The sequence below is a fragment of the Blautia sp. MSK20_18 genome (genome assembly GCF_020553125.1).
Lineage (GTDB): Bacteria > Bacillota > Clostridia > Lachnospirales > Lachnospiraceae > Blautia_A > Blautia_A fusiformis.
In genome coordinates this window covers 14,106-30,431 of sequence record NZ_JAJCGR010000017.1, presented here as the reverse complement: position 1 = coordinate 30,431, position 16,326 = coordinate 14,106, and the positions used below count along the sequence as shown (strand labels likewise).

Sequence of the window (16,326 nt, the reverse complement as noted above, 5' to 3'; positions counted from 1 at the left end):
AAACAATATTTTAACCCGCCAGACCGGAGAAAAAAAAAAAATAACAATAAAAACGGTGAAAGCAGGTATCATGTCAAGCGTGATGGCAGCAGTAACAGCTGCAACAACCGTGGCTGCGCCTATTTTAAGTTATGCTGCAGACCTGACAGAAACAGACTCTTCAGCACAGACGCAGACTATTACGAATGATGACGGTACTCAGACCATCCTGAATACAAGCGAGGGGAACGAGACTGCTGATAGTACGGAAGTTTCAAGTGAAGATGAAGCAGAAGAAACAAGGTTTTTGTTTCTGAAGCTGAAAAACACTGGCGGAAAAATCGTCATAGACAAAGGCGAGGATGAAGAACATACGGTCAGACTCGTAAAACATAAATCCGAAGACGGAAAGACGGATGAAGAAAAGATTGATGTTTACGATAAGGATGACGTACTGGTCTCAAGTGAGGATGCTGCTAAAAATAATTATACATACGCTTACGAAGTAAAATCTGACAGCGTGGCTAATGTGAAAGCAGAGGCTGATGAAGGGTATGTACTGAAAAAGTATGAGGTGAAGGCTGGAGATGCAAATAAAAAGGCTGACCTTAACGCTGATGATGTTTCAGACAGTCATGAGCAGGCAATTTTTATGGATGAAAACAAAACTGTAGACGTGGAGTTTGAGAAGTCCAGCGAAGACGATGCTGGTGTTACTGATGAGACAACGCAAACAGCAGATGAAGATGTCAGCGATGATTGTGCTGATGATACGACTGCGGACAATAATACAAATGAAGATGCGGATGTAAATGATGACAAAGAGAAAGACGAGGATATCAGCGTTGATGATTCGGTGCGCAAAGGAGCTGATGCAGAGACAGAAGATGTTGAATCCAAAGCGGATGCTGCGAGTGTGGATGATGACTTATCAGTTGTAGACCCTGAAGAGGACAAGGCTGAAAGCGAGGCCGAAACAGCAGTAGATGAAAATGACACTGATGACGTTACTGAGGCTGGCGATGAAGAGTTGACTACAGACGCGGAAGCTGCGGATGACAGCGAGACAACGGATACAGGAGAGAGTGCGGATGAAACAGTGGAAGAACATTTTTTGGAAAAAGCAGACGGCGTGGATGAACTGAACGCTGATGAATTTGCTTCTGCAAGACTGATTGTTATGACTGATACTGAATCTGGAATCGTTGACAAAGAACATTTGATTGGCGCTTACGGCAGCATTTACCTGCTGCAGTATAAAGATGCTGCGCAGGCAATGAATGCTTATATGTATTACAAAGAGAATGCAGAGGCGGTGGAACCGGATGCAAAGATTACTGCAGCAAGTGAAACCGATGAGGTAGATGTTACGGATGAAACGAAGGCTATGACAAAAGATGATAACGCAGTTGCTGTGCTGAACAATGAGGAAAGTTCTTCTAAGGTTTCAGTTTATAGCGGTAACAGCAGAGGCAAAGTCATTGCCCTGATTGATACTGGTGCTTCCGAGAGCAAAAATGTGATTGACCGTGTGTCCCTTATTGATGATGTATTAAACGGTGGAACGCATGGTGATGACATGGTAAGCAATATCGTATCACAGGACAGCGATGCGAAGATTTTATCAATCCGTGCGCTCGGAAATGATGGATATGGTACTTATTCCGCTGTTGTTTCGGCAGTTGAGTACGCTATCAATTCAGGAGTAGGCATTATCAACCTTTCCATGTATTCTCCAAAGACGCTGGCAACAAGTGTACTTGAAGCAGAAATCCAAAAAGCGATTGATGACGGGATTACTGTTGTAGGTGCAGCAGGAAACGATGGAAAAGATGCCGCAGGATATGTCCCTGGCGCAATCGATGACGCTTATATCATTGGTGCAGCAACGACAGATGGTATCCGTGTGGCAAAGTCCAACTACGGACAGGCTGTTGATTATTATGTAGCAGCAGATACTACTTCTGAAGCAGCAGCCCAGTTCACTGGTTATGTTTCGAAGAACGGACTTGATGCCGCAAAAGATGGCGAGGACGGGCTTATTTTCACATCTGTTGCAAATTGTACTACAGACGTAGACCCGAAAGATGACAATATATCTGAAAATAAGGACGACAGTACTATCTACGACCCGGTGATTGAGAATTATATAAAGAGCCATGTGGATAAGAATTATGTTGGCGAAGGAAAATTAACTCTTGTAAACGCCATTGATGTAGACGCGACGATAGCTTCTGCAGATGAGCTGAACGAGGGAGAAACGATTGACAGCCTTATGTCTTCTGATGATTTCCGGTTCCTGACACAGCAGACAGGACGCGTGCCGGTCTATCAGCTGAATAATGACAGCGAATACTTTGTTGCATTTGTGGATGTTATGCATAATGACAAGCAGGCAACGGCACTGGACTATGAGATTGCAAGAAACGATGTAACCGGAACTTCTATTGAAGGAACACATTACGATAAGGATTCCGGTTTGTTGTATATCCCTAAAAAGGCTTATTATGGAGAAGATGGAAAATACTATTTCCAGTACCTGCAGGTGCAGATTCTTTACTCTATCACAAACTATGATATAAATACCACATGGAATTCTGCAGTCATTTCTACTACAGAAAGGAAGGACGGAGTAAAAGAGTCAAACATCAGCGGTTCAAATATCATAGACATGAGGATGGCTGTGCAGGTAGGACGTAACATGAACGTCAACAGTATGCTCGTCAATGTAAATGGCCTGCCGATTGAAGGAAAATACTATTCTTATAATCCTAAGACTGGTATCCTAATAATTGGCTTTTCATCAGCTGTTGTGCAGTCTATCTGGGTAGAAGCAGAAAAAGATAAGGACGCACCGGATGTAGAACCTGGTATGGTTTCTGCAAAAACAGATTTTGAGGGGATGATATGTGTAGCAAGTGGAACAGTCAGTGTAGACTACGACAAGGTAAGAAAAGGATATGCATTTGAATCTACGATAGATATGATATATCCAGAAGCAGATGGAAGTAACTGGGAGGGCGTAAAAAGCTCTGACGTTATTGCTTACCGCTGCCAGACTGGAAGTGATGACACACTGCATAACGCTTTGATTAATTACATATTCTCAAAGACAGACAGCTTAGGCTTTCTCCAGGATGGATGTGTTTATCAGCCGGTGCCCGGAATGTTTTATCCGTTTGTGCTCAGACTTAATACTATACATTGCAATGATATCAGGTTTTCAGATGTGATTGCTGGAACTAATCACGCAAAGCTTGATATAGCACTGGAATGTACACATACGGACATGGATGGCTACAAAGATTCTGTCGCAACAAGTGCTTGGAAAAAAGCAAAATTACGTGGACGTGTCATTGAGATAAATAAAACAGCATCTAAACCATATGCCGTCTTCGGAGTCTATACAAGTAAGTGTGCTGGACAGCATGGATTTGGTATGTTTAAGGTATATATTAAACCAAGATACGCAAAATTGTCTATTTATAAGCGAATTGTAAAATACGATTTGGCTAAAGCAAGCGGACGCTATGGAAAAATGAATGCAAAGTTTACTATCTATAGTGACAAAACATGTAAAAAGGCTGTTAAATCCGTTTATGCTACCGCAAAAGATAGCAAAGGAAATATCATCAAAGCAGAAAAGGCCAATGTAAAAGTAACATTAAACCCTGGAACTTATTATCTAAAAGAGACAGGGCGATTGGGAGGAACTACACAAAATAGAAATGTGTATGGACCTATTACTCTTAAGGCTGGAGATGATAAAGCACTAAAAATGTTTGTAAAAACAGACACATCTAAAAACTTTACATCCGATGGATACATCATCAATAGACCATTTTATTTTACGGGAGACCTTTTCACTAAAGTCGCAAAAGGAACAAACAATACGCCATTAAGACATTCTGTATTCAAAGTAGAATATAGCGAATGGGGTTCCGGGGACACAAATGCAGATGCTGGTCAGACAGGATGGAAAACAAAAAGAACCTGGTATCTTGTTTCTGGAGTAAAAGGTGAAGTAAAATACGACAGTACACACTTAGCGGATAATGTAGAAGAATTTAAAGGAAAATACAAGAGTAGTCCTTTGTTTACATTTATGTCTGGTGGTAAAAAATATACGGGACTTCCACTATGCGCATTAAGAATCACAGAAGTACACGCTCCAACTGGATATGCAAAGATGAAAGGCTCTGTAGAATTAAAAATAACACCGCAGAAAAAAATGAAATCCAATGGCGATTACGCCCTTACATCAAATGGGGCTAAACAAGTAGATTACACCGTTGAAAAGGCCGTTGTGGAGGTGTACAAAGACCCATATAAAAATGCTACTGTGCAGAAAGATAGCTCCAATGTTAAGTTAAGACATGTGTACATACAAAATGATACAACAGACAAATCCTGGAAACTTCGGGCAAGAGTCAAAAAAGTTGATGCAAGTGGGAAACCGCTGGCCGGAGCCATGTTTGGTATTTATGAGAGCCAGACGGATGCAAATAACCCAACAGCGCAACCACTTGCACGTTTAACAACCGGTACGAATGGATATACCAGTATTTATAAGGAAGATGATATAGAAGAAACGACTAAGACTCGAACTTTGTGGTGTAAAGAGTTAAAGGCTCCAGATGGTCATGTTATGGCATCTCCAAACAATCCATACAAACTGACATTTACGTTAGCATCATATAACAAATTGTATGCGACAAATCCTAAAACAGAGGGAGAGCTTCAAACATTTGGCGGAACTGGTGTTGTGAATCCAGACGGAGACTGGTTTATGTCAATGAAGGTCAAGAAGGTTGACCAGTATGGAAATCCGGTTAAAGGCGTCAAATTCAGTATCTATTCTACAAAAGAAGATGCGGAAGAATCGGACAATGGAAGTATCCCTCTGAAAACTTTAACAACAGGTAGTGATGGATACACCCCAGTATATACATACACAGCACTTTCTACGCAGACAAAGAAAGTAACATTATATTGTAAGGAAACGGATGCCCCTGACGACTGCGAGATGACAGATGATATCTTTGAGCAGACCTGGACGTACGATGAGTACAATAGCATCGCAGATAAAACAAAGGGTGTAGAAAAACTGTTTGGCGATGAAAATGGCGTAGTAGTAAACAAAGTAACAAAGCCTTGGGAAATTGGTACTTATATCAAGAAGGTAGACGAAGATGGAAGACCGCTTGCGGGTGCTGAATTCACAGTTTACTCGGATGATGGGCTGACTGACGATGATGTTGTAGGAAAGCTCGTAACAGGAGATGACGGTATTTCAAATACGTTATACGTAGATGTTCCAGCGAATGCGGATAATATCACTTTGTATTGTAAAGAAACAAAATCCCCAAATGGATATAAATTAGTAAAAACTGTTTACAGCCAGGACTGGAGCGTAGAAGACGCAACGGCAGACGGGGAAGTGAAGCAGATGGGCCCTGTTGATGGTGTTGTCAATGGCGACGGATGGAGCCTGAGATACAAAATCCGAAAGATAGACAGGAACGGAAATGGACTTCCTGACGCAGAATTTACTATCTATACAGATAAAGAACTAACAAATAGTATTGCGACTTTGACAACTGATGATGAAGGCTGGACGGATACCAACACCCTTATGAGAATGAGCAAGGTTAAATCTCAGACACTGTATTGTGTAGAGACACAGTCGCCAGAAGGATATTATGGAACTGATGAGGTTTACGAGCAGACCTGGACGCATGATGAATACAAATCATATGTTCAGGGCGGAGGAGATGAAGCCGGAGTAGAGAAAACCTTTAACGGTGGAGGCGTAGTCAACGATAAGGCCTGGTCTATCAGGGCTAATGTAAAAAAGGTTGACGAGACAGGATGGAAGCTTGGTGGTGCGGAGTTTGGAATCTATACAAACCAGTCCTGCAGCGAAGATTCAAAGATTGGAAGCCTTGTAACGGACGACATTGGAAGCAATGGACATGCAAAAGAACCATTTGCGTATGAACTGCCGGAATCTACAAACGAAATCACTTTGTATTGCAAAGAAACGAAAGCACCGAATGGATATGAATTGAACAAAACGATATATTCACAGAAATGGACTTATGAGGACTATAAAAATCTTTCAGATGCTGAAAAAGAAGCGGGAGGAAAAGTTGAAGATTTTGGACCGGAAGGCGGAGTCCCAAATAAAAAGATATGGGAAGTTGCATTCTGGGCTAAAAAGGTAGATGAGAATGGAGTCCCATTGGCTGGAGCGGTATTCAGTATATACACAGACAAGTCATGTAAGAGTAACTCCTGTATAGAGACTTTGACAACAAAGGCAGATGGAACAACCAGCTACGGAGAATTCATTGTCGACGCTGAAACAGAACAGATAACGCTATATTGTAAAGAAACGAAAGCCCCAAGTGGATACGTTCTGGATGATAAGGTCTATGAACAGACATGGACAAAAAAGGGATATCTTGAGGATATGGATTCTGAGATAAAACAATTTGGTCCAGAAACAGGTATAGTCAATCATGAAGGCTGGAGAGTACGTGTCAATATCAAGAAGATTGATGAGAGACAGGACCCACTGGCTGGAGCGGTATTTGGTGTTTATACCGACAAGAGCTGTACGGATGCTTCAAAAGTAGGAGAACTGAAGTCTGGAAAAGACGGTATGTCAAACATCCTTACTTATGAAGCAGCCTGGAATAAGGAATCTGTAACGCTGTATTGCAAAGAGATTTCTGCTCCGGAAGGCTATGATAAAGCGGAAGACATCTTTTCCTTAGACTTTAATAAATCCGCTTACCTGACACTGAAAAAGACCAAGAATGACACGACAGGAGAACTTAAGCCATTTGGACCAAAAGATGGAGTCATTAACCTTGACAGCAAACCGGTGACCGTGAAGATACACAAAACTTCTACGGCTGCTTCTGAAATCCTTGGGCTAAGCGGATACAGCCTTGAAGGTGCAGAGTTCAAGGTCACAGGAAATGGAATCACCGGAATATTGAAGACCGATGCAAAAGGCGAAAGCAACACTCTGGAGCTTCCAAATAAGACTGCAGAATACACCATCACGGAGACGAAGGCGCCAAAAGGACACAAACTTGACAGCACGCCGAAGACCCTGAAGGTAACAATGCCGGATGACAGAGGGAAAGATTTTGTCATTGACTTTAAAGACGAGCCAATCTTTACAACAAATACTTTCCAAATCACTAAGAAGAGTGAAAAGGGCAATGTAATCAAAGGCGTACTGTTTAAAGTCGAGTTTTTGGATAATAATGCAACCAAAAAAACATGGTATCTTGTTTCTGATGAAAAAGGACTTGTGAAGATGGATATGTCTTATACGTCCAAAGAGGCTGCTTATAAGAGTGATGCATTCTACACACATAACAATAAAGTAGTTGTCCCGATTAGTGGAAAACTCAAGGTGACAGAAATCAAAGCACCTGCGCAGTATGCTGTTGACAATACTCCTAAATATCTGACAACCAGTCAGAATGATAAACTGGAGGTTGAAATGGTCAACACTTTAAAACCGTGTAAGATTAATATCCGAAAGTTTGATGCTGATGGAAAGACGCCTCTGAAAGGAGTAAGTTTTGAATTGAAGTTTGTGAAAGAGACTGAAAAACTGACTGCTACAAAGAACGGATTTACGAGGCTGCTCAAGGTCGGAGGCGCCATTACAAAAGATACCGATGCAAATGGAAATATTGTATTTGATAACCTTGACCAGGGTGAATATCAGTTAACCGAGATAAGGACAACTGCAGGACATACACTCCTGAAGGACCCTATCTCCATAACGCTTCCAATCACTATGAGCCAGGACGAAGCGAAGAAGAATAACGCAGATACATCCAAAGCAACACTGGATGCAGGATATACAGACAACTGGTTTTTCTACGACTGCAAATACGAAGTAACAAATACAGCCGTATTCAAATTGCCAATGACTGGTTCTGATGGAGACTGGAAGTATGGTATTATCGGATTTGGCACACTTGCGGTTCTTGGAACTGGATTAATCCTGATGGATACCAGAAAGAAGAGGATTATGAATCCCAGAAAGCAGAAGAGACGCAGGAAGTAACTGAAAATGGATAACCACGAAAAATATGAAGTAGTGAGAGAAAAAAGAAATAAAAGATAAGAAGAGAAGCGCACGGAAACGTGCGCTTCTTGTGTAAATGTGATAAGGAGGAGATGTGATATGAAATTAAAAGTGTATGTGACAAAGGTCCATTCAGTAGAAAGATTACTTTCGCTAGAATTTCCGAGTCTTTAATGCTTCCAAGTTCGCGATAATAAAAACTGATGGTTTTATCGATTCGTAAACCTCTCGACAGTTTATCGGAGCCCGATAAAAGCTCCGAAGTGGACTTTATCGGCTGTTGAGAAGCTCATCTTCGTTTTTTCCACTGAAAAACAAGTAGTTCACCACGCATCCAAGGATAAAAATGGAAAATACCTATCAGCAAAACCATCAATTGATATATTTCGATTGACAATCAATCAATTGATGTATATAATATGTGTAAAGATAAAAAGAAATGAGGCGAAATAGCCATAGATTTAACACTAATCTCAAAAGAAAAAGAAGTGCAGATATTTTTGGATAAATTAAAATCATTCATAACAAGAAAGGATTTCAATATTGATAAAGACTTTTTTCTTAATCTCAATGGAGATATAAAAAGAGAACGTAAGTATTCTACGAGATATGCGATGGACGTACTCGAATATGATAAACATGATATTGTAGAAATATTAAGCATACTGTCCGCAGAGAACTATTCAGAAACAAAAATAGATACTGACGATACAAATCCGCCATTGCTTTTTGTATTTGGAAAAATAATAGACAACAAAGAAACATATATTAAAATTAAGTTAAAAGAGACAAATCGGTCATATATAGCATGTATTTCGTTTCATTTTTCAAAATACAAGATGGAATATCCATATCGCAAAAATAGGAGGGAGAAAAAATGAAAAATTTAATCAGAGAATTTGAGATGGACTGCCCTATTTGCGATAAAGTCCATTTAATAAAAGAATATGAAGCAACGTCAACAGCCATCGTAAAAGGTGAAGATGTTGAATATATAGAAAAATACTTCTACTGCGAAAATGCGAAAGAAGACGAAAGAATTTTCGTTAACGGAAAATTGCTGGGAGAGAATTTATTAAATGGAAGGAATGCATATCGCAAAAAACATGGACTTTTGACTTCATATGAAATTGCAGACATCCGAAAAAAATATGGCCTGACACAGGTTGAATTTGCAAGGCTTCTTGGCTGGGGCGATGTAACTATACAAAGATATGAAACAAAGGCAATCCAGGACGAAACATATGATTCTATATTAAAAAGATTTCGTGAGGACATCTCTTTTGTATCTGAGTTACTGCAGAAAAATAGAAATACATTATCTTCTGAAAAAGTCAAAAAAATAAGTGAAAAAATAAAGTCAAAGGAAGTAGAGGCAGAGGAGTTTGACCGAAGAACCGTATTAAAAAAGGATTACGTCAATTTCATAACCGCATCAGCTATGAACGGATTCAAAAATACGTTGGATTTTGATAAGATTGAGGCGGTAGTATCATATATTGCAAAAAAGATTCCAAGTCTGTTTAAAGTCAAATTAATGAAAATGCTTTGGTATACGGATATGCTAGAATATCGTAAGAACCATATATCCATGACAGGAATCGTATATACGCACGAAGCTATGGGTGCGCTTCCAATTGGCCACCGTGATTTGATGATGCTGCCAGGAATCAATGTAGTAGAAGAAATGAGCCCAGATTTCAATTCCATGTTTCATATCTTTCCAAATCCAGATGTGGATATGTCTGTTCTAACAGAAGACAATAAAGAAATACTGAACATGGTGGTTAAAAAATTCAAGGATTTTTCAACAAAAGAAATCGTAGAATATATGCACAAAGAAAAAGCATATATGGAAACTACACTTGGCGATGTAATATCGTATGAATACGCAAGGGAATTAAATGAATTTTAAATTTTTTCAAGAAGGCCTTAAGGCCAATGTCATTAAGATAAGTATTTCATAGCAAAATGGACTATACATAAAAAGTGTATGGTCTGTTTTTTTTGTAACAATTAACTGAGAGCGGGAAATCACCGGCCGACAAGAAGTCGTCCGCGGGCCAAATGTTCCGGTCTTAACTTCGCATGTGGGTCTGAATCCCCGCCCCACCCGTTCGTGCACTACACTCAGCCTTGCGGCTTCGTTCGTCAGCGGCAAAAGCCGTACCGCGCTCAGCTTAACGGCTTCGCTTGACATTTGCTGCGCAAATTGGCAACGACTCCGGCAAAGCCGGGGAGTTATCAATTACAATAAACCCAGCAAACGACATTATAACATTTTTGCTGTAATATTATTTTTTTGTTGGCTTTTGCGAGCAGTCGACGGTCAATCACACACAAAGACTAAATTATAATATTTCTCAAAATATTAGTTGACAAAATAGAGTTTTTGATATATTATATACTAAAGCTATGGGCTCTGAGGGCGCAAGATATTCACGGGATGTGGTATCGTTGGCATTTGTCAAAAGTGACTCTATCGAGCCTGTATTTTAGTTTATTAGCACATCAAATTACCGACGGGCGGGAAAACTGCAACCATGCTTGCCGTCAGGAAGAAGACCAAGTAATTCATCTGTACGGTGCACGAGGGTGTAAGGCGGCTGTAATGTCGTCCACCAAGGTGTTTTGGTAGAAAAGCATTCCAGATATGGGATGTTTTTTCGTTTAAAAATATATGCATGTAAAAAATAAGAGTGCACAATATGTGCACTCTTATTTGCTTCATGATACCGCGAGCTATGCTTGTTTGCACCAAGCCCGTAAAGACTGACAAACGACGACGGAGTCGGAGTGCAGGGTTTCCGATTCTCCGTACATACCCGACAACCTCCGAACTGACGAGCAACCTGACCGCTCGGGGTCGGGCTGCTTGTAGCAATCCTTCTCCAACGGCAAGCCTGGCCGCTGTCTCCCGTTCGTCGATGAAGTATGGTATCTTTAAATTCTTATTTTCATATTTTCTTCACAGCCAAAATTCTTAAAAAATGCAAAAATATACTCACCACCGCTCGGTGGTGAGTATATGCGTATTTATGGCAAATTGAATTAGTTGGAAGAATCTGTCCAATTGGCTTTATATAATTTGTTTTCATTCATATGATTCTTTCCTTCACTAATAGAAGGTATTTCGTAGCCGTCATCGTAAATTACAGCCCAACTTGAAAATGTATAACCATCTCGAATTGGCTTTTTGATATTTTTATCCTCAAGCGTCATCCCTGCCGGCACCTGTATTGTGTATTTTTCAGCGTTGCCTTTATCCGGAAAATATCCCCCATTGGCATCAACTGTAAGGGTAAATTTCTGGTCTGGATTTTCAGCAAATACTTGCACCCAAAACCCTTTATAATAGCCAACTCCTATATGAGTAGCACGTTTGTCTATCAGTGTAACTAGATGTCCTTTGCTTTCTTCCCATAATTCAACTGCTCTTTCAGGACTGCTTCCAGTTGTAATATTTTCACCTAAAATATTACCTGCGCCAGCCGCATGGTAAGCTGTGGCATTATTTGTTCCATCTGGTCTTTGATGACTAAATTTTATGTAAATTTCTTTCGCTCTTACAGCTGCACCAGCATTCAAAGCTGCATTTTCTTTTACTGTCGAACTTCCATATTTTTTTCTTACTTTATTCGTTAACCGAATAACTTCTTTTATGTCTTTTTTTACCTGTTCCGGGCTTTCCGTGTCCGGAGTAGCAGTAGGTTTTGGAGTAGCCGTCGGCTTTGGTTTCTGTGTCGGTTTTGGAGTAGGTTTTTTCGTCGGCTGCGGTGTGGCGGTAGGCTTTTTCGTTGGTGTTGGTGTTACCGTGACAGGAGGCTGAGACGGAGTTACAGTAGGATTTAAAACTGTCTTTTTAGGGACTTTAACTTTAGCTCCGTCTTTATAATATCCACCATAAGTTTTGAATGTTTTATTATAACCTTTTACGATATAATAATAAGTTTTGCCTGCCTTAATCGGATATTTACTACTGGATTTGTGAACGTATTTCAGGGCCTTTGAACTGACGTTCGCAATCCTGGTCCACTTTGTGGTGTCAGCGGAGCGGTAATAAACCAGGTAGTTCGTAGCATTGATGGATTTTGTCCAAGTAACAGTAGTCTGCTTATAGTTGTTCGCTTTCACGCGGGTTTTTACAATAGACGGCACGGCCGGGATAGTTACGGTCTTACCTTTCCTGTCGTAAGAACTCCATTTCTTTCCATACTTATTGTACGCTCTAACCGTGTAGGTGTACTTTTTGCCACCCTTGAGCGGATACTTTCTGGAAGATTTATGAGTGTACTTCAGATTTTTACTGCTGATAGTTACCAGCGTGGTCCACTTCTTCGCACCGGTTTGTTTGTAATAAATCCGGTAGGAAGTGGCATACTTGGACTTCTTCCAGGTGACCGTTGCGGAATTCTTGGTCGCGGTCACTTTCGTAATCGCCGGTCTTGCGGGCGTTTTTTTGGAAGCGGCTTCGGCTGGACTCTGAATCATCATGGGCACGATTAATAAGATAGCCATGATGAGAGTCAGAAAGCTATAAAACAGCTTCCGTTTGTCTATTTTTCTTGTCATAAATACTTATCCCTCCTTGATGATTTTTTCTTTATTTGCTTATATTTTACTATAGGAATTAGTGGTTTGCAAATGTTTTATGACATGTATAATATGCTGAAAAATAAGCCGCAAAAAAAATAAAAGGAAATTAAAAAGATGGTTGCTTCTGATTTTTATTTTTAAATAAAATTGCATTTTTGGTATAAATATGTTATATTTTGCATAAGGAAAGTCATAACAGAAAAGGCGGCAAGCCCCTCCTTTACAGGAGGGCAGAAAATGCCCTCTAAGTTTTTACACAAGGAGGGTTTTAAAATGTCATATCAAGATTTCTTACAAACATTACAATTTATGCTTGATTTTTTAAAGACAATATATGATGTAAATAAAGACAAAGAAAGGTAGCCGCCCCTATCCCCATAGTTGGCGGCTATACGTCACAGATAAAGGGGTTTGCCGCTGTCGTGGCTTTCCCTTTTCTTTATTATAACATATTCTTTAAGAAGTTTCAAGATGTTACTATTTCGTAAAAGCCATCTAATAGCTTAATCTTCGAGTTGTCTTGCTATCCCATGTTCACCTTTCCGGCTTCTCAATATCAGGCATCAGTTCTTCTGCCATACGCAGTAAGTCTTGGTTTTTCTTAGTTTTGCGATGTTCCTTCATTTTTTCAGAACATAGTAAATTCGGGAATCTGGTGTCGTTAATATATATTTTGTTGTCTTTGAGCTGGACAAAACCAACAGGATTGTCTTGGCTCTCCAGTTTGTTACTTACAAGAGTAAGGGTCATGCTTTCCTGAATTTCGTCGTCAATGATTTCACTTATTATGATAAATATGGAGAATTACCACCAGCTATGTTACTTCTTTCTTGTTTTTTTTATTTGTCATATTGGTAATAAATAAAGAATTGCCAAGTGGCAAAGGAGATAACGAATATGAGAGTAAAAGAAAACGCAAAAAAAACTATGTTTGCTATTATGCTTTTAACTATAGTATTTTTTATGACTGTCCCAGTGCATGCTGCGAATAGGTATATTGCAAGCATTTCTAGAACGCCAATTTCTGTGTATGTAGGAAATTCGGTCACAATAGCACTTAAAAATCCAGCAAAAGGAGAAAAAGTGTCATGGGTATCAGAAAATCCGAGAATAGCATCCGTTTCTAAGACAGGAAAAGTTGCAGGAAAGCAAATTGGAAAAGTGAAAATCAAAGCAAGAAGCAAAAGCCGGTCCTATACTTATACCGTAAATGTAAAAAGTAAGCCAAAGATTAATTACACATCAAAAAGAGTGGAAATTGGGGATTCTTTCAAACTGAAGCTTCTGAATACGGTAGGTGGACGGAGCTGGGTGAGTAGTAACAAAAAGATTGCGACAATAAGTTCGTCAGGGAATGTTACTGGTTGTAACGTAGGAGTCGTAAAAATATCTACAAAATATGAAGGTATTACATATGCTTGTAAAGTGACCGTAAAAAAGAGCTCGAAAAGTCTTGTAAGAAAGGCTGCGCCGATGGCGAATGAATGTGTACTAAAGGCATTTGAAGACTTGGATTTTAAGTTAATATATGATGGGTCAGTTTCTTATGCGGGATATTTTTCAGCTTTAAATCAAAGTATTACGCTTCAGGGTGTAGACGATACTGTATACCATGAATTAGGGCATTTCCTCGCATGGATAGCCGGAAATGTAGATAAAAGAAGTGAATTCGCAACAATTTATAAGTCTGAAAAAGAAAAATATACAGGAGTAAGAAAAGCATATGTAACACAAAATGCTTCAGAATATTTTGCGGAGTCTTACAGGGATTATATTTTGAGTGGGTCAAACCTGAAAAAGAGCAGGCCTAAAACATATGCATATGTAAGAAATGCAGTTCAGACCATCCAAAATTCACCAGACAGAATTACAAAGATTAAAAATGTATATAAGGTGATATGGAAAAAAAATGGTTAATAACTCACGACTAAAGTGCAAGCTTATAAAAGCGAGCAATCAATTTTGGAAATGGATTAGTATCATGTTGAAAAAGTTCCATTTAATTAAGTTTGGCCGGAATTTTCCGGCCATTTTTCGTGCAAAAAAAATAAAAATATTCAGCATATTAACGAAGGGCGAAAATCCCCGGCCAAGCAATTGTCCGCGGGTAATAATTATTCTTTAACTTCGTGCGTGGGTTCGAATCCCCGTCCGAAACACGCGTCGCTAAGCACTCCGGCCTCGCTTGCCGCACTTCGTGCTGGTTATATTTATTCTGGTAACGAAGGCGTAAGTCTGAGTTACCATTTTTAATCTGGTACCGAGTCCTGTAAAGCAGGCGAGTTATCAAATGCATAAGCGGGAAGATACTTAAAACGGGCCGAAAACAATGACAAAAAAACAATCAATAATAAGGAGGAATTAAATAATGAAAAATATAATGAAAGACAAAGAAGTAAAATTATTTGCAGTTATATTTGCTGTATTTATAGCGTCAATGATGCTGTTTGCAACAACAACGCATGCTGCAACAGTAACAACAAAAAATATGCCTTCAACAAGCGTTTTTGTCAGAAGTTCAAAGACATTGACAAAGCCAAGCGTGAGCGGATTCAAATGGAAGGCAGTAAATAATACATATTATACTCTGACTACTGCCGGAAAACTTACAGGAAAGAAAGCAGGAACCGCAAGCTTTTCAGTCACATGTAAAAATGTAAAATATGTATATAGAGTAACTGTAAGAAATAAGCCAAAATTAAATTGTACGAGTAAAACGATAATGGTAACTGAAAAGCTAAACCTGAAAGTATTAAATGCCGGAAACTCTACAGTAACGTGGAGCTACAAAAATCCTAAAGTAGTCTACGACGGTGTTGGATACGGCCCGGGAACCACAACTGCGACAACGAAATGCGCAGGCGTTACGATGACATGTAAGGTCACAGTCAAAGACTATAATGGAAGCCTGGCAAAAAAGATGGCACCAAAAGCGAATGCAAATGTTTTATCTGCTTTTGATGAACTTGGATTTAAAATAAAATATGACCCGATAGTCGACTATGGCGGACGCTTTAATGCGCATGAAAGGACTATCACACTTAGATTTGTGGGCGATGATACTATCTACCATGAGATGGGACATTTCCTTGCTTTTGTTGCCGGAAACGTAGATAGGTCAAGTGACTTTGCTGCAATTTATAATAGTGAAAAGTCCAAATTTACAGGTATCAATAGAAGTTATGCAACACAGAACGCATCTGAGTATTTCGCTGAGTCCTATCATGATTATATTTTACAGCCAACAGAAACAAAGAAGAAGCTGCCTAAAACCTGCAGTGCTATATCAGATGCAGTTAAAAAAGTAACGCCTACACGTGTTGCAAGAGTTAAAGAAATCTACGGACCGTTCTGGAAATAAAGATACAATTGCCGCTGAAGCTGATAGATAGAAAACCGCGGCCAATCTTTTTGTCATCTTATATTTCGCGCTCAATGTCCGACGCTTATGCTACTAAGTAAATTCAAAAAATATGAGAGCAGCACGACTTTGCTATTCTATGCCTGGCCCAGACCTCGCTTTGTTGTCCAGACTACCCAAATCGGCAGAAATGCCGGTTTCTTTGTTTCAGCCGTTAAATTTTTCAGCATATTAAAAAGGTAAAAAAATTATTAAAAACAAGAAGGGA

6 protein-coding genes are annotated in these 16,326 nt (G+C 39.6%); 5 read left to right on the top strand and 1 reads right to left on the bottom strand.

Annotated elements, in window-relative coordinates:
* The first annotated feature begins 70 nt into the window (after positions 1-70).
* The 3 genes from LI091_RS10600 (at position 71) to LI091_RS10590 (ending at position 10,016) form a co-directional block, all read left to right on the top strand.
* Entirely contained in the window at positions 71-8,080 is an 8,010-nt protein-coding gene (locus LI091_RS10600; RefSeq protein WP_265191158.1) for a SpaA isopeptide-forming pilin-related protein, read from the top strand.
* A gap of 521 nt (positions 8,081-8,601) precedes the next feature.
* Positions 8,602-8,982: a hypothetical protein gene (locus LI091_RS10595; protein ID WP_173733826.1), complete on the top strand. Its 381-nt coding sequence runs from the start codon at positions 8,602-8,604 to the stop codon at positions 8,980-8,982.
* On the top strand, positions 8,979-10,016 hold the full coding sequence (locus LI091_RS10590; RefSeq protein ID WP_173733825.1) for a type II TA system antitoxin MqsA family protein: 1,038 nt from the start codon (positions 8,979-8,981) through the stop codon (positions 10,014-10,016). The genes LI091_RS10595 and LI091_RS10590 overlap by 4 nt, the downstream gene beginning before the upstream one ends.
* Before the next feature lie 1,136 nt (positions 10,017-11,152).
* Here LI091_RS10590 and LI091_RS10585 read toward each other — a convergent pair.
* Positions 11,153-12,673 (bottom strand): CAP domain-containing protein, encoded by a 1,521-nt coding sequence (locus tag LI091_RS10585; RefSeq protein ID WP_173733824.1) that lies wholly within the window; start codon positions 12,671-12,673, stop codon positions 11,153-11,155.
* 921 nt (positions 12,674-13,594) lie between these two features.
* Here LI091_RS10585 and LI091_RS10580 point away from each other — a divergent pair.
* Together LI091_RS10580 and LI091_RS10575 are read left to right on the top strand one after the other, a co-directional pair.
* Positions 13,595-14,614: an Ig-like domain-containing protein gene (locus tag LI091_RS10580; protein ID WP_173733823.1), complete on the top strand. Its 1,020-nt coding sequence runs from the start codon at positions 13,595-13,597 to the stop codon at positions 14,612-14,614.
* Positions 14,615-15,065: 451 nt separating this feature from the next.
* Positions 15,066-16,058, top strand: a complete 993-nt coding sequence (locus LI091_RS10575) for an anthrax toxin lethal factor-related metalloendopeptidase (protein WP_265191157.1) — start codon at positions 15,066-15,068, stop codon at positions 16,056-16,058.
* Positions 16,059-16,326 lie beyond the last annotated feature (268 nt).